26 protein-coding genes are annotated in these 18529 nt (G+C 59.3%); 25 read left to right on the top strand and 1 reads right to left on the bottom strand.

The window, feature by feature from the left end; translation table 11 throughout:
* Positions 1-39 precede the first annotated feature (39 nt).
* Positions 40-807 carry a DeoR/GlpR family DNA-binding transcription regulator gene (locus DT070_RS04615; RefSeq protein ID WP_122954351.1) on the bottom strand — a complete coding sequence of 256 codons (768 nt, stop codon included), beginning with the start codon at positions 805-807 and terminating at the stop codon, positions 40-42.
* A gap of 299 nt (positions 808-1106) precedes the next feature.
* Between DT070_RS04615 and DT070_RS04610 the strand changes: the two genes are divergently transcribed.
* From DT070_RS04610 to rplQ, 25 genes are all read left to right on the top strand, one after another.
* On the top strand, positions 1107-2192 hold the full coding sequence (locus DT070_RS04610) for an ABC transporter ATP-binding protein (protein WP_122954350.1): 1086 nt from the start codon (positions 1107-1109) through the stop codon (positions 2190-2192).
* 33 nt (positions 2193-2225) lie between these two features.
* Positions 2226-3305, top strand: coding sequence for an ABC transporter ATP-binding protein (locus DT070_RS04605; protein WP_122954349.1), 1080 nt, complete (start codon positions 2226-2228; stop codon positions 3303-3305).
* A gap of 85 nt (positions 3306-3390) precedes the next feature.
* The gene (locus DT070_RS04600; protein ID WP_092130243.1) at positions 3391-4281 is read left to right on the top strand and encodes a carbohydrate ABC transporter permease; all 891 of its coding nucleotides are present in this window, start codon (positions 3391-3393) and stop codon (positions 4279-4281) included.
* Positions 4278-5099 (top strand): carbohydrate ABC transporter permease, encoded by an 822-nt coding sequence (locus DT070_RS04595; protein ID WP_122954348.1) that lies wholly within the window; start codon positions 4278-4280, stop codon positions 5097-5099. The genes DT070_RS04600 and DT070_RS04595 overlap by 4 nt, the downstream gene beginning before the upstream one ends.
* A gap of 129 nt (positions 5100-5228) precedes the next feature.
* The gene (locus DT070_RS04590) at positions 5229-5537 is read left to right on the top strand and encodes a DUF2160 domain-containing protein (protein WP_122954347.1); all 309 of its coding nucleotides are present in this window, start codon (positions 5229-5231) and stop codon (positions 5535-5537) included.
* 122 nt (positions 5538-5659) lie between these two features.
* Positions 5660-7390 carry an ABC transporter substrate-binding protein gene (locus DT070_RS04585; protein ID WP_122954346.1) on the top strand — a complete coding sequence of 577 codons (1731 nt, stop codon included), beginning with the start codon at positions 5660-5662 and terminating at the stop codon, positions 7388-7390.
* Positions 7391-7537: 147 nt separating this feature from the next.
* Positions 7538-9124 carry a glycerol-3-phosphate dehydrogenase/oxidase gene (locus tag DT070_RS04580; protein WP_122954345.1) on the top strand — a complete coding sequence of 529 codons (1587 nt, stop codon included), beginning with the start codon at positions 7538-7540 and terminating at the stop codon, positions 9122-9124.
* Between the two features lie 417 nt (positions 9125-9541).
* Positions 9542-9910 carry a 50S ribosomal protein L14 gene (gene rplN / locus DT070_RS04575; RefSeq protein ID WP_007869247.1) on the top strand — a complete coding sequence of 123 codons (369 nt, stop codon included), beginning with the start codon at positions 9542-9544 and terminating at the stop codon, positions 9908-9910.
* Positions 9911-9919: 9 nt separating this feature from the next.
* Complete coding sequence (gene rplX, locus DT070_RS04570; RefSeq protein WP_122954344.1) at positions 9920-10240, top strand: 50S ribosomal protein L24; 321 nt, start codon at positions 9920-9922, stop codon at positions 10238-10240.
* Between the two features lies 1 nt (position 10241).
* A complete protein-coding gene (gene rplE, locus DT070_RS04565) occupies positions 10242-10817 on the top strand; it encodes a 50S ribosomal protein L5 (RefSeq protein ID WP_122954343.1) in 576 nt (191 codons plus the stop codon).
* Positions 10818-10825: 8 nt separating this feature from the next.
* Complete coding sequence (gene rpsN / locus DT070_RS04560; protein WP_092130237.1) at positions 10826-11131, top strand: 30S ribosomal protein S14; 306 nt, start codon at positions 10826-10828, stop codon at positions 11129-11131.
* A gap of 18 nt (positions 11132-11149) precedes the next feature.
* Positions 11150-11545 (top strand): 30S ribosomal protein S8, encoded by a 396-nt coding sequence (gene rpsH, locus DT070_RS04555; protein WP_122954342.1) that lies wholly within the window; start codon positions 11150-11152, stop codon positions 11543-11545.
* 24 nt (positions 11546-11569) lie between these two features.
* Complete coding sequence (gene rplF / locus DT070_RS04550) at positions 11570-12103, top strand: 50S ribosomal protein L6 (RefSeq protein WP_122954341.1); 534 nt, start codon at positions 11570-11572, stop codon at positions 12101-12103.
* Between the two features lie 11 nt (positions 12104-12114).
* Positions 12115-12480 (top strand): 50S ribosomal protein L18, encoded by a 366-nt coding sequence (gene rplR, locus DT070_RS04545; protein WP_007869273.1) that lies wholly within the window; start codon positions 12115-12117, stop codon positions 12478-12480.
* A gap of 17 nt (positions 12481-12497) precedes the next feature.
* Positions 12498-13016: a 30S ribosomal protein S5 gene (rpsE, locus tag DT070_RS04540; protein WP_092130234.1), complete on the top strand. Its 519-nt coding sequence runs from the start codon at positions 12498-12500 to the stop codon at positions 13014-13016.
* Between the two features lie 12 nt (positions 13017-13028).
* A complete protein-coding gene (gene rpmD, locus DT070_RS04535; RefSeq protein WP_122954340.1) occupies positions 13029-13211 on the top strand; it encodes a 50S ribosomal protein L30 in 183 nt (60 codons plus the stop codon).
* A gap of 13 nt (positions 13212-13224) precedes the next feature.
* Positions 13225-13656, top strand: a complete 432-nt coding sequence (gene rplO / locus DT070_RS04530; RefSeq protein WP_122954339.1) for a 50S ribosomal protein L15 — start codon at positions 13225-13227, stop codon at positions 13654-13656.
* A gap of 20 nt (positions 13657-13676) precedes the next feature.
* A complete protein-coding gene (gene secY, locus DT070_RS04525; RefSeq protein ID WP_122954338.1) occupies positions 13677-14996 on the top strand; it encodes a preprotein translocase subunit SecY in 1320 nt (439 codons plus the stop codon).
* Positions 14997-15014: 18 nt separating this feature from the next.
* A complete protein-coding gene (gene infA, locus DT070_RS04520; RefSeq protein WP_007869286.1) occupies positions 15015-15233 on the top strand; it encodes a translation initiation factor IF-1 in 219 nt (72 codons plus the stop codon).
* 30 nt (positions 15234-15263) lie between these two features.
* On the top strand, positions 15264-15377 hold the full coding sequence (gene rpmJ / locus DT070_RS04515) for a 50S ribosomal protein L36 (protein WP_028820150.1): 114 nt from the start codon (positions 15264-15266) through the stop codon (positions 15375-15377).
* Positions 15378-15401: 24 nt separating this feature from the next.
* The gene (gene rpsM / locus DT070_RS04510; RefSeq protein ID WP_074579313.1) at positions 15402-15767 is read left to right on the top strand and encodes a 30S ribosomal protein S13; all 366 of its coding nucleotides are present in this window, start codon (positions 15402-15404) and stop codon (positions 15765-15767) included.
* A gap of 13 nt (positions 15768-15780) precedes the next feature.
* On the top strand, positions 15781-16185 hold the full coding sequence (rpsK, locus tag DT070_RS04505; protein WP_007869288.1) for a 30S ribosomal protein S11: 405 nt from the start codon (positions 15781-15783) through the stop codon (positions 16183-16185).
* 132 nt (positions 16186-16317) lie between these two features.
* Positions 16318-16941, top strand: a complete 624-nt coding sequence (rpsD, locus tag DT070_RS04500) for a 30S ribosomal protein S4 (RefSeq protein WP_122954337.1) — start codon at positions 16318-16320, stop codon at positions 16939-16941.
* Between the two features lie 94 nt (positions 16942-17035).
* Complete coding sequence (rpoA, locus tag DT070_RS04495) at positions 17036-18025, top strand: DNA-directed RNA polymerase subunit alpha (protein ID WP_122954336.1); 990 nt, start codon at positions 17036-17038, stop codon at positions 18023-18025.
* Positions 18026-18111: 86 nt separating this feature from the next.
* Positions 18112-18513, top strand: a complete 402-nt coding sequence (gene rplQ, locus DT070_RS04490) for a 50S ribosomal protein L17 (RefSeq protein ID WP_122954335.1) — start codon at positions 18112-18114, stop codon at positions 18511-18513.
* Positions 18514-18529 lie beyond the last annotated feature (16 nt).

Genomic DNA, 18529 nt, shown 5'->3' with positions numbered 1-18529 from the left:
TGTATGAAAGCCATCAAAGCTGCCCGGCGGCGCTTGTGTTTAAGGATGAGCCACTTCACAGCTGACACCCGCTTCCTCCAGCAGCGCCGGGAAGGGCTCGGGCGGCGCGGTGTCGGTGAAGAGCCGGTCGATCTGCGAGAGCGTGGCCAGCTCGACCATGGCCGGGCGGTTGAACTTGCTGCTGTCGGCGGCCAGCCAGACCTCGCGGGCGTGTTCGATGATGGTCTGGGCGACCTTGACCTCACGGTAGTCGAAGTCGCGCAGGGAGCCGTCGGTCTCTATGCCCGAGATGCCGATGACGGCAATGTCGACGCGGAACTGGCGGATGAAATCAACCGCCGCCTCGCCCACGATGCCGCGGTCGCGCGCACGCACCACACCGCCGGCCACGATGACTTCGCAGTCGGTGTTGCCGCAGAGGATGGCCGCCACATTCAGGTTGTTGGTAATGACACGCAGGCCCTTGTGGTTCAGCAAGGCCTTGGCGATGGCCTCGGTGGTCGTGCCGATGTTGAGGATCAGCGAGCAGTCGTTGGGGATGCGGCCGGCCACCGCGCGGGCGATGCGCTCCTTGCCTTCGGCATTCAGGCTTTCGCGTTGGCGATGGGCGATGTTTTCGATGGTGGAGCTGGGCACGCGCACGCCGCCGTGAAAGCGCGTCAGCAGCCCGGCTTCAGACAGGCGCTGCACGTCCCTCCTCACCGTTTGCAAGGTGACGTCGAGCTTTTCAGCCAACTGCTCAACGGAGGCCGAGCCGTGGGCTCGCACCACGTCAAGAAGTTTGATTTGCCTGGGATTGGAGTTCACGCGGGTCCAAGTCTGGGGGAATCGGAAATTAAAGGACTGAGAAGGACTTAAGGGAAGCCCGAATAGGCCTTGAGAGAAACTTTATATCGAAACAAAAGGAAACAGATAAGGGAAAACAATTAGATAAAACAATCACAAAGGAAGAAAAATAGAAAAAAACCGAACGAAGCCCAGGTTTCGACCACACATTTCGAGGGGAGTGTTTTCTTGTCGAGCATCTTCAATTTCCGGGTTGCGACAGCCTTGGCCCACGCCCGGGCCGGCCGCCTTGAGCCCCTGCCGGGCAGGGGAGCGGCGTGATGCAACTGGCCCTGGACCACATCAGCAAAAAAGTCGGCGCCGAGCAATGGCTGTACGACATGAGCCTGGCGCCGCGCAGCGGGGAAGTCACGGTGCTGCTGGGCGCCACGCAGGCCGGCAAAACCAGCCTGATGCGCATCATGGCGGGGCTGGACGTCCCGACGCAGGGCAAGGTCCTGGTGAATGGCGCCGACGTGACCGGCATGCCGGTGCGCGAACGCAACGTCGCCATGGTCTACCAGCAGTTCATCAACTACCCCTCGCTGCGGGTGGCCGACAACATCGCCTCACCGCTCAAGCTGCGCGGCGAAAAAGACATCGACCAGAAAGTGCGCGGCCTGGCCGAACGCCTGCACATCGACATGTTCCTGGACCGCTACCCGGCCGAGCTTTCGGGTGGGCAGCAGCAGCGTGTGGCGCTGGCGCGCGCGCTGGCCAAGGGCGCGCCCTTGATGTTGCTGGACGAACCGCTGGTCAACCTCGATTACAAGCTGCGCGAGGAACTGCGCGAAGAGCTGACCCAGCTCTTTGCCGCCGGCGACTCCACCGTGATCTACGCCACCACCGAGCCGGGCGAAGCCCTGCTGCTGGGCGGCTACACCGCCGTGATGGACGGCGGCGAGCTGCTGCAGTACGGCCCGACGGCAGAGGTCTTTCATTCACCGCAATCGCTGCGTGTGGCGCGGGCTTTCAGCGATCCGCCCATGAACCTGATGGCTGCGTCGCCCGCTGCGCAAGGGCTGCAGCTGACGGGCGGCCCGGCGCTGGCGCTGAAGCTGCCGGACGCTCCGGCTGAGCGTCTCACATCTTTCACGGCGGGTGTTCGCGGCAGCGCGTTGCGCGTCACCGCGCGGGGCGGCGATGTGGCTCTGCCCGGCAAGGTCGAGCTGGCCGAGATTTCGGGCTCCGACACCTTCGTGCATGTGGGCACCGCTGTGGGTGAGCTGGTGGCGCAGCTTACCGGCGTGCATTACTTCGATCTCGGCGCGCCGATTACCCTGTACCTGGATCCGGCGCAGGTCTATGTGTTTGATGCGAACGGTGCGCTGCTGCTGGCGCCCGCGCGCAGGGGAGGCGCTGCATGAAATACCCCTTCTTCATTCCCGCAGGGAGGTTTTATGGCCCGCATTGACCTGGACCTGGCCCATGCCTACCGGCCCAACCCGCGCGAAGACAGCGACTACGCATTGCTGCCACTGACCATGAGCTTTCGCGACGGCGGCGCTTACGCGCTGCTGGGCCCCTCGGGCTGCGGCAAGACCACCATGCTCAACATCATGTCGGGCCTGCTTGTGCCGTCACACGGCACGGTCAAGTTCGACGGCGTGGATGTGACGCAGGCCACGCCGCAGCAACGCAACATTGCGCAGGTCTTCCAGTTCCCGGTGATCTACGACACCATGACGGTAGCCGAGAACCTGGCCTTTCCGCTGCGCAACCGCAAGGTGCCGGAAGACCAGATCAAAAAACGCGTGGGCGAAATCGCCGAGATGCTGGACATGAGCGGCCAGCTCAACCACCGTGCGGCGGGGCTGGCGGCGGACGCCAAGCAAAAGATCTCGCTGGGCCGCGGGCTGGTGCGGCCCGACGTGTCGGCGGTGCTGTTCGACGAGCCGCTCACGGTGATCGACCCGCACCTCAAATGGCAGTTGCGGCGCAAGCTCAAGCAGATCCACCACGAGCTCAAGCTCACGCTGATTTACGTGACGCACGACCAGGTCGAGGCGCTGACCTTTGCCGAAGAAGTGGTGGTGATGACACGCGGCCGCGCGGTGCAAACCGGCTCGGCCGACGCGCTGTTCGAGCGGCCACGCCATACCTTTGTGGGCCACTTCATCGGCTCGCCCGGCATGAACTTTTTACCGGCCACGGTGACGGGCGGATCGATGCTTGTTGCAGGCCGGCCGCTGGCGTTGCCGCCCGGGCGCGACATGCCCGACGGTGAGCTCAAGCTGGGCGTGCGGCCCGAGTACGTGGTGAAGACGGCGCCCGGCGACCCCGCGGCGCTGCCCTTTACCGTCGCGATGGTGCAGGACATCGGCACGCACCTGATGTTGACGGCGCGCATCGGCGAGCACACGCTCAAGGCCCGGCTGAATCCCGCTTCTCGCGCGCCGCAGGTGGGTGAGGAAGTCTGGCTGCAGGTGATGGGGCCGCACACCTGCCTGTATCTCAATGATGAATTGGTGGATGCATGAACGCAGCGCAGAACCGCTTCAAGCAAGTTCGCACCACCTCGGGGGGCAGCGTAGTACACGCAGTAACAAGCGTGGGGGCAAATCCATGAGCACGACAACGAAACCGGTCAATCAGAAGGCCTGGCTGCTGGTGCTGCCGGTCATCATCTGCGTGGCCTTCTCCGCCATCCTGCCGCTGATGACGGTGGTCAACTACTCGGTGCAGGACATCATCTCGCCCGAGCGGCGTGTATTCGTCGGCACCGAGTGGTTTGCGTCCGTCATGCGCGACGAAGAACTGCATGCCGCGCTGTGGCGTCAGCTCACTTTCTCGCTGGCGGTGCTGGCGGTCGAGATTCCGCTGGGCATCGCGCTGGCGCTGTCCATGCCGGCGCAGGGCTGGAAGGCCTCGCTGGTGTTGGTCCTGGTGGCGCTCTCGCTGCTCATTCCGTGGAACGTGGTGGGCACCATCTGGCAAATTTATGGCCGCGCAGACATCGGCCTGCTGGGCGCGATGCTGCAGAAGATGGGCTTTGACTACAGCTACACCGGCAATGCCACGCATGCCTGGGTGACGGTGCTGATGATGGACGTCTGGCACTGGACACCACTGGTGGCCTTGCTCTGTTATGCGGGGCTGCGCTCGATACCGGATGCCTACTACCAGGCTGCGCGCATCGATGGCGCCAGCAAGTTCGCCGTGTTCCGCTACATCCAGCTGCCCAAGATGCGCGGCGTGCTGATGATCGCGGTGCTGCTGCGTTTTATGGACAGCTTCATGATTTACACCGAGCCTTTTGTGTTGACGGGCGGCGGGCCGGGCAATGCCACGACCTTTCTGTCGCAATACCTGACGCAAAAAGCTGTCGGCCAGTTTGACCTGGGCCCGGCGGCGGCTTTCTCGCTGATTTACTTTTTGATCATCCTGCTGCTGTGCTTCATCCTCTACAACTGGATGCAGCGTGTGGGCACGCAAGAGAAGGAGGGCGTGGAATGAACACACCGAATACGCCAAAGTTCCAGGCGCGCACGCTGTTCCTGATCGCCTACATCCTGTTTGCGCTCCTGCCCATCTACTGGATGGTCAACATGAGCTTCAAGACGAATGCCGAGATCCTCTCGAGCTTCTCGTTTTTTCCCCAGCACTTCACCTGGGACAACTACAAGACCATCTTCACCGACCCGTCCTGGTATTCGGGCTATATCAACAGCCTGATTTACGTGGCCATCAACACGGTGATCTCCATCACCGTAGCGCTGCCGGCAGCCTATGCGTTTTCGCGCTACAGCTTCCTGGGTGACAAGCATGTGTTCTTCTGGCTGCTGACCAACCGCATGACGCCGCCGGCGGTGTTTTTGCTGCCTTTCTTCCAGCTCTACACAACGGTGGGGCTGATGGATACGCACATTGCGGTGGCGCTGGCGCACCTGCTGTTCAACGTGCCGCTGGCGGTGTGGATCCTGGAAGGTTTCATGAGCGGCATCCCGCGCGAAATCGACGAAACCGCCTACATCGACGGCTATTCCTTCCCGCGCTTTTTTGTGCGCATCTTCCTGCCGCTGATCAAGGCCGGCGTGGGCGTGGCGGCGTTTTTCTGCTTCATGTTCAGCTGGGTGGAGCTGCTGCTGGCGCGCACGCTGACCAGCGTCAATGCCAAGCCCATCGTGGCGACCATGACGCGCACCGTGTCGGCTTCGGGCATGGACTGGGCGACGCTGGCCGCCGCCGGCGTGCTGACCATCGTGCCGGGCGCTATCGTCATCTGGTTTGTTCGTAACTACATCGCGAAGGGTTTCGCGATGGGCCGGGTATGACTCCCCCCCGAAGCGCCTTCGGCGCCTCCCCCTCAGGGGGCGCCACTTGCGGCCCGGCAGAGCCGGTTCCGCGGTGGCACTTGCATGGATTCATGTGCGGCGCTGAGGCCGTTAAAAAGGAGGCGACAGATGTTTGAGTGGATGGCCTGGACGACGCCGGTGGCGATTTTTTTCAGCTGCATCGTGTTGATGCTGGTCGGCATGACGCTGTGGGAGATCAAGTCGCCGACGACGATGCGGCGCGGCTTTTTGCCGCTGGAGACCACACGCGGTGACCGGCTTTTTATCGGCCTGCTCAGTGCGGCTTATCTGAACCTGATCTTTGTCGGCATCAGCGGCAAGCTCGCCGGCTGGCTGGGACTCGAGGCGGACCCCTCAATCTGGATCAGCTTTGTGCTGTCAATCGCATTGCTCGCATTCATCATGCGCAAGGGTTGATGGGCGCAAAAGAAGTAGGAAGCAAGAAGGAAGAAAGTGAAAACAAAAAGGACCCCGGCTCATTGTTCCCCGGAGCCGAACAAGCCTTCAACCACGGGGAGTGAACTATGAGGAGACAAGTCATGAAGATGCGTTATACGGCGCTGGCGGTGGCCGCGGTGTGTGCCATGGCCGGCCACAGCTGGGCAGGCGAAGCCGAGGCGAAGAAGTGGGTTGACAACGAGTTCCAGCCATCCACCTTGTCCAAAGACAAGCAGCTGGCCGAGATGAAATGGTTCATCGATGCAGCCAAGAAGCTGCAGGCCAAGGGCGTGAAGGAAATCTCGGTCGTGTCCGAGACCATCACCACCCATGAGTACGAATCCAAAACGCTGGCCAAGGCCTTCGAGGAAATCACCGGCATCAAGGTCAAGCACGACCTGATCCAGGAAGGCGATGTGGTCGAGAAGCTGCAGACCTCCATGCAGTCGGGAAAGTCGATTTATGACGGCTGGATCAGCGACTCCGACCTGATCGGGACGCACTACCGCTACGGCAAGGTGCTGAACCTGACCGATTACATGGCGGGTAAGGGCAAGGAGTACACCAACCCCGGCCTGGACCTGAAGGATTTCATCGGCACCAAGTTCACCACCGCGCCCGACGGCAAGCTTTATCAGTTGCCCGACCAGCAGTTTGCCAACCTGTACTGGTTCCGCGCCGACCTGTTCGCGCGCAAGGACCTGCAGGACAAGTTCAAGGCCAAGTTCGGCTACGACCTGGGCGTGCCGCTGAACTGGAGCGCCTATGAAGACATCGCCGAGTTCTTCACCAACGACGTGAAGACCATCGACGGCAAGCCCATCTACGGCCACATGGACTACGGCAAAAAAGACCCGTCGCTGGGCTGGCGTTTTACCGATGCCTGGCTGTCGATGGCCGGCACGGCCGACATCGGCACGCCCAACGGCCTGCCGATCGACGAATGGGGCATTCGTGTGGCGGCCGACAAGTGCACGCCGGTGGGCGCCTCGGTGGCGCGCGGTGGCGCGACCAACTCGCCGGCGGCGGTTTACGCGCTGACCAAGTACGTGGACTGGATGAAGAAGTACGCGCCCAAGGAAGCCACCGGCATGACCTTCGGCGAAGCCGGCCCGGTGCCGGCCCAGGGGCAGATCGCCCAGCAGATCTTCTGGTACACGGCCTTCACCGCCGACATGACCAAGAAGGGCCTGCCGGTGGTGAACGCCGACGGCACGCCGAAGTGGCGCATGGCGCCCGGCCCCAACGGCCCGTACTGGAAGCAGGGCATGCAAAACGGCTACCAGGACGTCGGCAGCTGGACCTTCTTTGCCGCCCACGACGAGAACAAGACGGCCGCCGCCTGGCTGTACGCGCAGTTCATCACCGCCAAGACCACCTCGCTGAAAAAGACCATCGTCGGCCTCACGCCGATCCGCGAGTCGGACATCCAGTCCAAGGCCATGACCGACATGGCGCCCAAGCTGGGCGGCCTGGTGGAGTTCTACCGCAGCCCGGCGCGCGTGGCCTGGTCGCCTACCGGCACCAACGTACCCGACTACCCCAAGCTGGCGCAGCTGTGGTGGAAGAACGTGGCTCAAGCCGTGACGGGCGAGAAGACGCCGCAGGCCGCCATGGACACGCTGGCCGGCGAGATGGATGACGTGATGGGCCGGCTTGAGCGCGCCGGCATGGCCAAGTGCCCGCCCAAACTCAATCCCAAGGGTGACCCTGCCAAGTGGCTGAGCGACAAGGCCGCACCCTGGGCCAAACTGAGCAATGAAAAGCCCAAAGGCGAAACCATCAACTACGACAAGTTGCTGCAAGCCTGGAAGGACGGCAAGGTTCGCTAAGCCGTGCGGCCGTGCGGCGCCTGCGTGCTGCACGGCCTGCTTTTTGCTGGTTCGCTGAAGGCTCCAGCCGCCATGGCCCGCCATGGTGCTGGGGTAAGCTAGCCGCACTTTAAAAATGGGTTTTTATGACAACGGGAAGCAAAGCCCATGACGACTGAATTCGCGCCTGCCGCCACACGGCGCCAGGACCTGATGGCCCGCGTGGCCGAGCCGCGCCACTACGACGTCGCCATCATCGGTGGCGGCGCCACCGGCCTGGGCGTGGCGCTGGATGCCGCTGCGCGCGGCTTCTCCGTGATCCTGGTCGAATCGCACGACTTTGCCAAAGGCACTTCGTCCCGCGCCACCAAGCTGGTGCACGGCGGTGTGCGTTACCTGGCGCAGGGCAACATTTCGCTGGTGCGCGAGGCCTTGCACGAGCGCACCACGCTGCTGGCCAATGCGCCGCACCTGGCGCAGCCGCTGGCGTTTGTGATGCCCTCCTACAAGTTCTGGGAAGCGCCGTTTTACGGCATCGGGCTCAAGATGTATGACGCCCTGGCCGGCAAGGCGGGCCTGGGGGCAACGGAATTCCTCAGCCGGCGTGAAACGCAGGCTTGCCTGCCGACGGTGCAGGCGCAAGACCTCAAGGGCGGCGTCAAGTACTGGGACGGCCAGTTCGACGACGCGCGGCTGGCCCTGGCGCTGGCCCGCACGGCGGCACGCCAGGGCGCGCTGCTGGTGAACTACTGCGCCGCCACGGGGTTGATCCATGAAAACGGCAAGCTCGTCGGCCTGCATGCGAGCGACCAGGAAACGGGGCGCACCTTTGACATCAGGGCGAGCTGCGTGGTGAATGCGGCCGGCGTCTGGGTGGACCAGCTGCGCCTGCAGGACGGGCAGGCAATAGGCCGCGACCCCAAACCCATGGTGGCGCCCAGCCAGGGCGTGCACATCGTGGTCGACCGCTCCTTTTTGCCCACCGATCACGCCATGCTGATCCCCAAAACGGCCGACGGGCGGGTGCTGTTTGCAGTGCCCTGGCTGGGCAAGACCATTCTGGGCACCACCGACACCCCACGCCATGACCTGGCGCGCGAGCCGCTGCCTTTCAGGGAAGAGGTCGATTTCATCCTGCGCGAGTCGGCACGTTACTTGAGCCGCGCTCCGGGCCCGGCGGATATCAAAAGCATCTGGGTTGGCCTGCGCCCGCTGGTTAAACCGCCGGACGACGACGCCGGCAGCACCCAGGCGCTGTCGCGCGAACACACCGTGCTGGTCAGCAAAAGCGGCCTGGTCACGGTGACGGGCGGCAAATGGACTACCTACCGGGCCATGGCAGAGGATGTGCTGGACAAGTGTTTTGCCGCGGCCTTGCTGCCGTCGCGCCCGAATGGCGCCACCACGCAATTAAAGTTGGTTGGTGCTCACAATTCGGGTCACACGATCAGCGAAGCGCCCGGGGCTCATTTATATGGAAGCGATGCCCCGGCCATGGAAAGCCTGCCAGGCGCCGGCCGTGAACTGGGCGGCGGGCTGACCGAAGCCATGGTGCGCTTTGCCGCTCGTTATGAATATGCGCGCTGCGTAGAGGACGTGTTGGCGCGCAGGTCCCGCCTGTTGTTTCTGGATGCCGCGCTGGCCAGAACGCTCGCACCCGCCGTCGCAAAGCTGCTGCAAGAGGAAAACGGGGTGGATCCGCAGCTGGACGCATTTGTGTTGCTTTGCAGCCAATATCTGAGCTTGCCCGATTGAGGGTCGATAAAAGTGAGCACTCATTCACTCTGTTTTTGATAGCAAAAGGCCAAGGTGGTTATTGGGCAAAGTGCCAATTTGGCCCTAAACTTTTGTCTGGACTGCGTTCCAGGCTATCGGGAGATTACGCCCCGCAGCGTCTCCGGTTTCAGGCTTTCCCTGCTTCTGTTCTTCCTGTAACTTCCCGCAGCAACCGTGTTCAGGGGGCGGATGCGCGCGTAGTGGGGATATTTTCAAAGTAGCCGGTTGACAGCGCAGGACAACTCCGCCATAATCGTGGGCTTCGCTCTAAAAAGGCGAGGAATTCTGCCTAACGGAAGCATTGCAAGTGGTTTGCAGTGTGGACGACAGGCCCAAGACTGATTGGCTGGTGGCCCCAAGGGGTTGCCTTCCGGTGCAAGTTGGGAACACATTTAAATGATTCAAACGCAATCCAAGCTCGATGTTGCTGACAACACGGGTGCCAAGTCCGTGATGTGCATCAAGGTTCTGGGCGGCTCCAAGCGCCGGTACGCCAGCGTTGGTGACGTCATCAAGGTGAGCATCAAAGAAGCCGCTCCACGTGGCCGCGTCAAAAAAGGCGAGGTTTACAGTGCTGTGGTCGTTCGCACCGCCAAGGGCATCCGCCGCGGTGACGGCTCCCTCGTCAAATTCGACGGCAACGCAGCAGTGTTGCTTAACGCCAAGCTGGAGCCTATCGGCACCCGCATCTTCGGACCAGTGACGCGCGAGTTGCGCACTGAAAAGTTCATGAAGATCGTGTCCCTGGCTCCTGAAGTTCTGTAAGGACTCGCCATGAACAAAATCCGTAAAGGCGACGAGATCATCGTGATCGCCGGTCGCGACAAAGGCAAGCGCGGCAAAATTTCGCTGCGCAAAGACGACAGCTACGTGCTGGTGGACGGGATCAACCTGGTGAAAAAACACACCAAGCCCAATCCCCTCAAGGGCACCACCGGCGGCATCGTCGAAAAAAGCATGCCGATTCACCAGTCGAACGTGGCAATCTTCAATGCCGCTACCGGCAAGGCGGATCGCGTTGGCATCAAGCTCCTGGCAGACGGCAAGAAAGTGCGCGTCTTCAAGTCCAGCGGCGAAGAAATCAAGGCTGCATAACATGGCAAAGACCGCACCTGTACAACAAGCTGCTCCGCAGGCCCGCCTGCAAGCCCAGTACCGCGAAAAAATCGCCCCCAGCCTGGTTGAGAAATTCGGCTACACCTCGCCCATGCAGGTTCCCCGCATCACCAAGATCACGCTCAATATGGGTGTGAGCGAGGCTGTTGCCGACAAGAAGGTCATGGACAACGCCGTCGGCGACATGACCAAGATCGCCGGCCAAAAGCCTGTCGTGACCAAGGCCAAGAAGGCTATCGCCGGTTTCAAGATCCGCGAAGACCTGCCTATCGGTTGCATGGTGACCCTGCGCGGCGTGAAGATGTATGAGTTCCTCGATCGTTTCGTTACCGTGGCCCTGCCCCGCGTGCGTGACTTCCGCGGTATTTCCGGCCGGGCCTTTGACGGCCGCGGAAACTACAACATCGGCGTGAAAGAGCAAATCATTTTCCCTGAGATTGAGTACGACAAGGTTGACGCCCTGCGCGGTCTCAATATCAGCATCACCACAACGGCGAAGACCGATGAAGAGTGCAAGGCACTTCTCACCGCTTTCCGTTTTCCGTTCAAGAACTGAGGCGGGACATGGCAAAACAAGCTTTACTGCAACGTGAACTGAAGCGCGAGAAACTCGCCGCCAAGTTCGCCAAAAAATACGCTGAACTCAAGGCAACGTCCAACGACGCCAAGCGCTCCGATGAAGAGCGCGCTCTGGCCCGTCTTGAGTTGCAAAAGTTGCCCCGCAACGCCAACCCGACTCGCCAGCGCAACCGCTGCGAAATCACGGGTCGACCACGCGGTACGTTCCGTCAATTCGGCCTGGCTCGCGCCAAAATTCGCGAGTTGGCTTTTGCTGGTGATATCCCTGGTATCACCAAGGCAAGCTGGTAAGCATAGGAGAACCACAAAATGAGCATGAGTGATCCTATCGCCGACATGTTGACCCGCATCCGCAATGCACAAATGGTTGAAAAAGCCGTTGTGCTGGTGCCGTCGTCGAAAGTCAAAGTTGCCATCGCGCAGGTACTGAAGGATGAGGGCTACATCGATGGCTTCTCCGTCAAGACCGACGAAGGCAAGTCCCAGCTGGAAATCGCCCTGAAGTATTACGCAGGCCGCCCCGTGATTGAGCGCATCGAGCGCGTCAGCCGCCCCGGTCTTCGCGTCTACAAAGGCCATGGCGCCATCCCCCAGGTCATGAACGGCCTCGGCGTGGCAATTGTCACGACCCCGCAAGGTGTCATGACTGATCGTAAAGCCCGCGCTACCGGTATCGGTGGTGAAGTGCTTTGCTACGTGGCCTAACGGCGGCATTGAGGAGAAACTGAAATGTCTCGTGTAGGAAAAATGCCAGTGACCGTGCCCCAAGGCGTGGACGTGGCCATGAAAGAAAACCAGATCAATGTCAAGGGTGCCCTCGGTACCCTGGCACTGGCACAGAACGCACTTGTCACCATCAAGAATGATGCGGGCAAGCTGACTTTTGTTCCGGCCAACGATTCGCGTGAAGCCAATGCCATGAGCGGCACGATGCGTCAGCTCGTGAACAACATGGTGACGGGTGTGACCAAGGGCTTTGAGAAAAAGCTCAGCCTGATCGGCGTGGGTTACAAGGCACAGGCGCAAGGCGCCAAGCTGAACCTGACGGTGGGCTACTCCCACCCCGTGGTGATGGACATGCCGGCCGGTATCAAGGTCGAAACCCCAACCCCGACGGAAGTCGTGATCAAGGGTTCTGATCGTCAACGTGTGGGGCAAATCGCCGCTGAAGTGCGCGCTGTTCGTCCTCCCGAGCCTTACAAGGGCAAGGGCATCCGTTATGCGGATGAAAAAATCACGATCAAAGAAACCAAGAAGAAATAAGGAGCTGCATCATGTTGACCAAAAAAGAGCAGCGCCTTCGTCGTTCACGCCAGACCCGCATCCGCATTGCTACGCAAGGTGTTGCCCGTCTGACCGTCAATCGCACCAATCTGCACATCTACGCCAGCGTTATTTCTGGCGACGGCACCAAGGTTCTGGCTGCCGCTTCCACTGCAGAGGTGGAAGTGCGCAAGGAAATCGGCGCCTCGGGTAAAGGTGGAAACGTTGCTGCTGCGCAAGCCATTGGCAAGCGCATTGCTGAAAAGGCAAAAGCAGCAGGTGTTGAAAAAGTGGCGTTTGATCGCGCCGGTTTTGCGTACCACGGCCGCGTTAAAGCGCTGGCTGATGCGGCTCGCGAAGCTGGTTTGCAGTTCTAAGCAGACTGGAATTAAGTATGGCTAAGTTTCAAGCAAAATCGAACAACGACGCTCCAGACGATGGTCTGAAGGAAAAAATGATCGCGGTCAACCGCGTGACCAAAGTCGTGAAGGGCGGCCGTATCCTCGGTTTCGCCGCGCTCACGGTGGTTGGTGACGGTGACGGCCGCGTTGGCATGGGCAAGGGCAAATCGAAAGAAGTACCTGCGGCTGTGCAAAAGGCAATGGAAGAAGCGCGTCGCAACATGACCAAGGTCTCGTTGAAGAACGGCACGATTCACCACAATGTGTTCGGCCACCACGGTGCTGCCAGCGTCATGATGGCGCCGGCTCCCAAGGGTACCGGTATCATTGCCGGCGGCCCAATGCGCGCTGTTTTCGAAGTAATGGGTATCACCGACATCGTCGCCAAGAGCCACGGTTCGAGCAACCCATACAACATGGTGCGCGCCACGATGGATGCACTGAACAACTCCACGACTGCTTCGGAAATCGCGGCCAAGCGTGGCAAATCCGTCGAAGAAATCTTCGGCTAAGGCGGCACTGAAATGACCAAAGAAACCAAAGTAAAAGTCCAGCTGGTTCGCAGCCCGATTGGCACCAAGGAATCGCATCGCGCCACCGTGCGCGGTCTGGGCCTTCGTGGCGTCAACAGCGTCAGCGAATTGCAGGACACGCCCGCAGTGCGCGGCATGATCAACAAGATCAGCTATCTGGTCAAGATTGTCTGAGCGGAGACTCAAAATGGAATTGAACGGAATCAAGCCAGGCCAAGGCGCCAAACATGCCAAACGACGTGTCGGTCGCGGCATTGGCTCCGGTCTGGGTAAAACATCTGGACGCGGCCACAAGGGTCAAAAGTCCCGCGCAGGCGGCTACCACAAGGTAGGCTTCGAGGGCGGTCAAATGCCCATGCAACGTCGTTTGCCAAAACGTGGCTTCAAGTCGCATCTGCTGAAATTCAATGCAGAAGTCACTTTGAGCGCGCTGGAACAGCTCGGCCTGGCCGAAGTGGATCTGCTGGCACTGAAGACGGCTGGCCTGGTGGGTCAGCTCGCCAAGAACGTCAAGGTTATCAAGTCGGGTGAGCTGTCCAAGGCTGTGAAGCTGAACGGCATTTCCGCCACGGCAGGTGCCAAGGCCATCATTGAAGCCGCCGGCGGCTCCGTCGCTTAAATACCTGACTGGATAAATCAGTGGCAACTAACTCGGCTCAAATTGCGAAAACCGGCAAGTACGGTGATTTGCGGAACAGGCTTGTGTTTTTGCTGCTGGCCCTGGTGGTGTACCGCATTGGCGCGCACATCCCGGTGCCAGGGATTGACCCTGGTCAGTTGAAAGAACTTTTCAAGGGTCAGCAAGGCGGCATATTGAATCTGTTCAATATGTTCTCCGGTGGCGCCCTGTCGCGATTCACGGTGTTTGCCTTGGGCATCATGCCGTACATCTCGGCCTCGATCATCATGCAACTGCTCACGTATGTCGTTCCGACGTTCGAGCAGATGAAAAAAGAAGGTGAGGCGGGTCGTCGCAAGATTACCCAGTACACCCGTTACGGTACTTTAGCCCTAGCCTTGTTCCAGTCCATGGGCATTGCCGTAGCACTTGAGAGTTCACCGGGCCTGGTGTTGGTGCCTGGTTTTGGATTCCGCATGACGGCCGTGTTTAGCCTGACGGCCGGCACGATGTTTTTGATGTGGCTGGGTGAGCAGATTACCGAGCGTGGCTTGGGTAACGGAATTTCGATTCTGATTTTTGCAGGCATTGCGGCAGGATTGCCGAGCGCGATGGGCGGTTTGCTGGAGCTGGTGCGTACAGGCGCAATGAGCATTCTGATCGCCATCTTGATCGTCGCTGTCGTTGTGTTGGTGACCTATTTTGTGGTGTTTGTGGAGCGTGGGCAGCGCAAGATTCTTGTGAATTACGCCCGGCGACAGGTGGGCAATAAGGTCTATGGCGGCCAGTCATCGCACTTGCCTTTGAAGTTGAATATGGCGGGTGTGATTCCCCCCATCTTTGCTTCGTCGATCATTTTGCTGCCCGCAACTGTGGTGGGATGGTTCAGTTCGGGTGAAAGCATGCGCTGGCTGAAAGATATCGCCAGCACGCTGACACCAGGCCAGCCTATTTATGTGATGCTGTATGCCAGCGCGATCGTGTTCTTCTGCTTTTTCTACACGGCACTGGTATTTAACAGCCGAGAAACCGCAGACAACCTGAAAAAGAGCGGCGCGTTCATTCCTGGTATTCGTCCGGGTGACCAGACAGCTCGCTACATTGACAAAATCCTGGTGCGCTTGACGTTGGCGGGTGCTGTATACATCACCTTCGTATGTCTGCTGCCGGAGTTTTTGATTTTGAAATACAACGTGCCGTTCTATTTCGGCGGCACGTCGTTGATGATTATTGTCGTGGTGACCATGGATTTCATGGCACAGGTACAGAACTACATGATGTCGCAACAGTATGAGTCGTTGCTAAAAAAGGCGAACTTCAAGACGTCACTGGGCGGTTAACTGGGTATTTGATGGGATATGTCTAAAGACGATGTGATCCAGATGCAAGGCGAGGTTGTAGAAAACCTCCCCAATGCGACTTTCAGGGTGAAGCTGGAAAATGGACATGTTGTACTGGGGCATATCTCGGGAAAAATGCGTATGCACTACATCCGCATTCTTCCCGGTGACAAGGTAACGGTTGAATTGACGCCTTACGATTTATCGCGTGCACGAATTGTTTTCCGTGCCAAGTAAGCACAGAGTGAAAGTTTAGGAGTAATAGAAATGAGAGTTTCAGCTTCGGTCAAGAAAATTTGCCGTAACTGCAAAGTTATCCGTCGCAAGGGCGTTGTCCGTGTGATTTGCACGGATCCGCGTCACAAACAGCGTCAAGGCTGATTTCAAGAGTTTTAGAGGACGAACATGGCTCGTATCGCTGGTATCAATATTCCGCCGCAGCAGCACGCCGAAATCGGTTTGACTGCTATCTTTGGCATCGGTCGCACACGTGCTCGCAAAATTTGCGAAGCATGTGACATCGCTTACGCCAAGAAGGTCAAAGATCTGACCGATGGTGATCTGGAAAAAATTCGTGAGCAGATCGCCCTGTTCACCATCGAAGGTGACTTGCGTCGTGAAACCACGATGAACATCAAGCGCCTGATGGACATCGGCTGCTACCGTGGCTTCCGTCACCGTCGTGGCTTGCCCATGCGTGGCCAGCGCACACGGACCAATGCCCGTACTCGCAAGGGTCCGCGCAAGGCCGCTGCAGCTTTGAAGAAATAATTGAGAGGTCGTCATGGCAAAATCACCAAGCAATAACGCCGCACAGCGCGTTCGCAAGAAAGTTCGCAAGAACGTGGCCGATGGCATCGCCCACGTTCACGCTTCTTTCAACAATACGATCATCACCATCACGGATCGTCAGGGCAATGCGTTGTCCTGGGCATCTTCCGGTGGCCAGGGCTTCAAGGGTTCGCGCAAGTCAACCCCCTTCGCCGCGCAGGTCGCCTCCGAAGTGGCCGGCCGTGCCGCCATTGAGCAAGGCATCAAGAACCTCGATGTAGAAATCAAGGGTCCTGGTCCAGGCCGTGAGTCTTCAGTTCGCGCTTTGGGTGCACTGGGCATCCGGATCAACTCGATTGCAGACGTTACTCCTGTTCCGCATAACGGCTGCCGCCCACAAAAGCGTCGCCGCATTTAATCCCTTGCCTGGTTGTCGGACGGATTGTTTCAGCCCGTCAGGTGCCAGGCATCTTTAACCAAGCCCACCGCCGGCAGGTCATGACCTCCGGCTCCTGCATTTAGTTGCAGCAGATGAAAAAAGGACAATCAAGTGGCACGTTACCTAGGCCCCAAGGCCAAACTATCCCGCCGTGAAGGCACCGACCTGTTCCTGAAGAGCGCACGCCGCGCCATCAGCGACAAGGCCAAGTTTGATTCCAAGCCAGGCCAGCACGGCCGTACCTCCGGTACCCGTACCTCTGACTTCGGCCTCCAATTGCGCGAGAAGCAAAAAGTCAAGCGCATGTACGGTGTGCTCGAGAAGCAATTCCGTCGCTATTTCGAAGAGGCCGATCGTCGCAAGGGCAACACGGGCGCCAATCTGTTGTTCATCCTGGAATGCCGCCTGGATAACGTGGTGTACCGCATGGGCTTTGGCTCTACCCGTGCCGAAGCGCGTCAACTGGTGTCGCACAAGGCCATCACGGTAAATGGCAGCTCGGTCAATATTCCTTCGTACATGGTCAAGGCTGGTGATGTAGTCGCCGTGCGCGACAAGTCGAAGAAGCAGACCCGCATCACCGAAGCTCTTGAGCTCGCAAAACAGGTCGGCTTGCCTGCCTGGGTCGATGTGAATGCCGACAAAGGCGAAGGCACCTTCAAGAAGGTTCCTGACCGCGATGAGTTTGCTGCCGACGTCAACGAATCGTTGATCGTCGAGTTGTACTCACGCTAATTTTCGTTCCTGCGATACGGGGCACCGTATCGCCAGGGTGTGCTTCGCCGGCCTTATCGGTGTAACGAACCGAGGGTATTGAGAGGAAGACTGCATGCAGACTAATTTGTTGAAACCAAAAACCATCAATGTTGAGCAGCTTGGCGCCAACCGCGCCAAGGTGACTTTGGAGCCGTTCGAGCGTGGCTACGGCCATACGCTGGGCAACGCGCTGCGCCGGGTGCTGTTGTCGTCCATGGTGGGCCACGCCGCCACTGAAGTGACGATCGCGGGCGTCCTGCACGAGTACTCGTCCATCGACGGTGTGCAAGAAGACGTCGTCAACATCCTGTTGAACCTCAAGGGCGTGGTGTTCAAGCTCCACAACCGTGATGAAGTTACGCTGAGCTTGCGCAAAGACGGCGAAGGCCCTGTTACCGCCGCCGATATTCAGACGCCGCACGACGTGGAAATCATCAACCCTGAGCACGTGATCGTGAACCTGTCGCATGGCGGCAAGATCGACATGCAGATCAAGGTGGAGAATGGCCGCGGCTATGTGCCAGGTAACCAGCGCCGCTACGGTGACGAGTCGCCAAAATCGATCGGCCGTATCGTGCTGGACGCCTCGTTCTCGCCCGTCAAGCGCGTGAGCTACATCGTTGAAAGCGCCCGCGTTGAGCAGCGCACCGACCTCGACAAGCTTGTGCTGGAAATCGAAACCAACGGCGCTGTAACGGCTGAAGATGCTGTGCGTGCTTCGGCAAAAATTCTGGTTGAGCAACTGGCCGTGTTCGCACAGCTCGAAGGTAATGAACTGGCCGCTTTTGACGCACCCGTTCAGCGCAGTTCACAGCAATTCGACCCGATCCTGCTGCGCCCTGTCGACGAGCTCGAACTCACCGTTCGTTCGGCAAACTGCCTCAAAGCGGAAAACATCTATTACATTGGCGATCTGATCCAGCGCACTGAAAACGAGCTGCTTAAGACTCCCAATCTGGGACGTAAATCTCTTAACGAGATCAAGGAAGTGCTGGCCTCCCGCGGCCTGACACTAGGAATGCGCCTTGAAAGCTGGCCTCCCGCCGGCCTCGACAAGCGCTAATTCAAGTCACAAGATCCCGCTTGAAGGGGATCTCGCACGGGCAGTACCTGATACGGCTGCCCGGATTTTAAAAAAGGAAATGCACCATGCGCCACGGACACGGACTACGTAAACTCAACCGCACCAGCGAGCACCGCCTCGCCATGCTGCGCAACATGATGAACTCGCTGCTGCAGCACGAGGTCATCAAGACCACGCTACCAAAGGCCAAAGAATTGCGCCGGGTGGTAGAGCCCATGATTACCTTGGGTAAAGAACCCACGCTGGCCAACAAGCGCCTTGCATTCGACCGCCTGCGTGACCGCGACATGGTCGTCAAGCTGTTTGCTGAGATCGGCCCTCGCTACAAGGCTCGTCCTGGCGGCTACACCCGCATCCTGAAGATGGGTTTCCGCGTTGGCGACAATGCTCCGATGGCTCTGGTTGAACTTGTGGATCGCCCTGAAGTGTCAGAAGACACTACAGCTGACACGGCCAAGGCAGAGTAAGCTACAATATACAGAT

Source organism: Polaromonas sp. SP1, from assembly GCF_003711205.1.
Classification (GTDB): domain Bacteria; phylum Pseudomonadota; class Gammaproteobacteria; order Burkholderiales; family Burkholderiaceae_C; genus Polaromonas.
Note: the sequence above shows the minus strand (reverse complement) of the source record. Positions and strands in the feature narration are given on the sequence as shown.

Coding starts and splice junctions, on each gene's coding strand:
- DT070_RS04590 (WP_122954347.1), top strand. CDS start 5,229: ATGTTTGAGTGGATGGCCTGGACGACGCCGGTGGCGATTTTTTTCAGC.
- rpsH (WP_122954342.1), top strand. CDS start 11,150: ATGAGCATGAGTGATCCTATCGCCGACATGTTGACCCGCATCCGCAAT.
- infA (WP_007869286.1), top strand. CDS start 15,015: ATGTCTAAAGACGATGTGATCCAGATGCAAGGCGAGGTTGTAGAAAAC.
- rplF (WP_122954341.1), top strand. CDS start 11,570: ATGTCTCGTGTAGGAAAAATGCCAGTGACCGTGCCCCAAGGCGTGGAC.
- DT070_RS04585 (WP_122954346.1), top strand. CDS start 5,660: ATGAAGATGCGTTATACGGCGCTGGCGGTGGCCGCGGTGTGTGCCATG.
- rplE (WP_122954343.1), top strand. CDS start 10,242: ATGGCAAAGACCGCACCTGTACAACAAGCTGCTCCGCAGGCCCGCCTG.
- rplO (WP_122954339.1), top strand. CDS start 13,225: ATGGAATTGAACGGAATCAAGCCAGGCCAAGGCGCCAAACATGCCAAA.
- rpmJ (WP_028820150.1), top strand. CDS start 15,264: ATGAGAGTTTCAGCTTCGGTCAAGAAAATTTGCCGTAACTGCAAAGTT.
- rpsM (WP_074579313.1), top strand. CDS start 15,402: ATGGCTCGTATCGCTGGTATCAATATTCCGCCGCAGCAGCACGCCGAA.
- DT070_RS04605 (WP_122954349.1), top strand. CDS start 2,226: ATGGCCCGCATTGACCTGGACCTGGCCCATGCCTACCGGCCCAACCCG.
- DT070_RS04595 (WP_122954348.1), top strand. CDS start 4,278: ATGAACACACCGAATACGCCAAAGTTCCAGGCGCGCACGCTGTTCCTG.
- DT070_RS04580 (WP_122954345.1), top strand. CDS start 7,538: ATGACGACTGAATTCGCGCCTGCCGCCACACGGCGCCAGGACCTGATG.
- rplX (WP_122954344.1), top strand. CDS start 9,920: ATGAACAAAATCCGTAAAGGCGACGAGATCATCGTGATCGCCGGTCGC.
- DT070_RS04610 (WP_122954350.1), top strand. CDS start 1,107: ATGCAACTGGCCCTGGACCACATCAGCAAAAAAGTCGGCGCCGAGCAA.
- rpsE (WP_092130234.1), top strand. CDS start 12,498: ATGGCTAAGTTTCAAGCAAAATCGAACAACGACGCTCCAGACGATGGT.
- rpsN (WP_092130237.1), top strand. CDS start 10,826: ATGGCAAAACAAGCTTTACTGCAACGTGAACTGAAGCGCGAGAAACTC.
- rpmD (WP_122954340.1), top strand. CDS start 13,029: ATGACCAAAGAAACCAAAGTAAAAGTCCAGCTGGTTCGCAGCCCGATT.
- rplN (WP_007869247.1), top strand. CDS start 9,542: ATGATTCAAACGCAATCCAAGCTCGATGTTGCTGACAACACGGGTGCC.
- rplR (WP_007869273.1), top strand. CDS start 12,115: ATGTTGACCAAAAAAGAGCAGCGCCTTCGTCGTTCACGCCAGACCCGC.
- rpoA (WP_122954336.1), top strand. CDS start 17,036: ATGCAGACTAATTTGTTGAAACCAAAAACCATCAATGTTGAGCAGCTT.
- DT070_RS04600 (WP_092130243.1), top strand. CDS start 3,391: ATGAGCACGACAACGAAACCGGTCAATCAGAAGGCCTGGCTGCTGGTG.
- rpsK (WP_007869288.1), top strand. CDS start 15,781: ATGGCAAAATCACCAAGCAATAACGCCGCACAGCGCGTTCGCAAGAAA.
- rplQ (WP_122954335.1), top strand. CDS start 18,112: ATGCGCCACGGACACGGACTACGTAAACTCAACCGCACCAGCGAGCAC.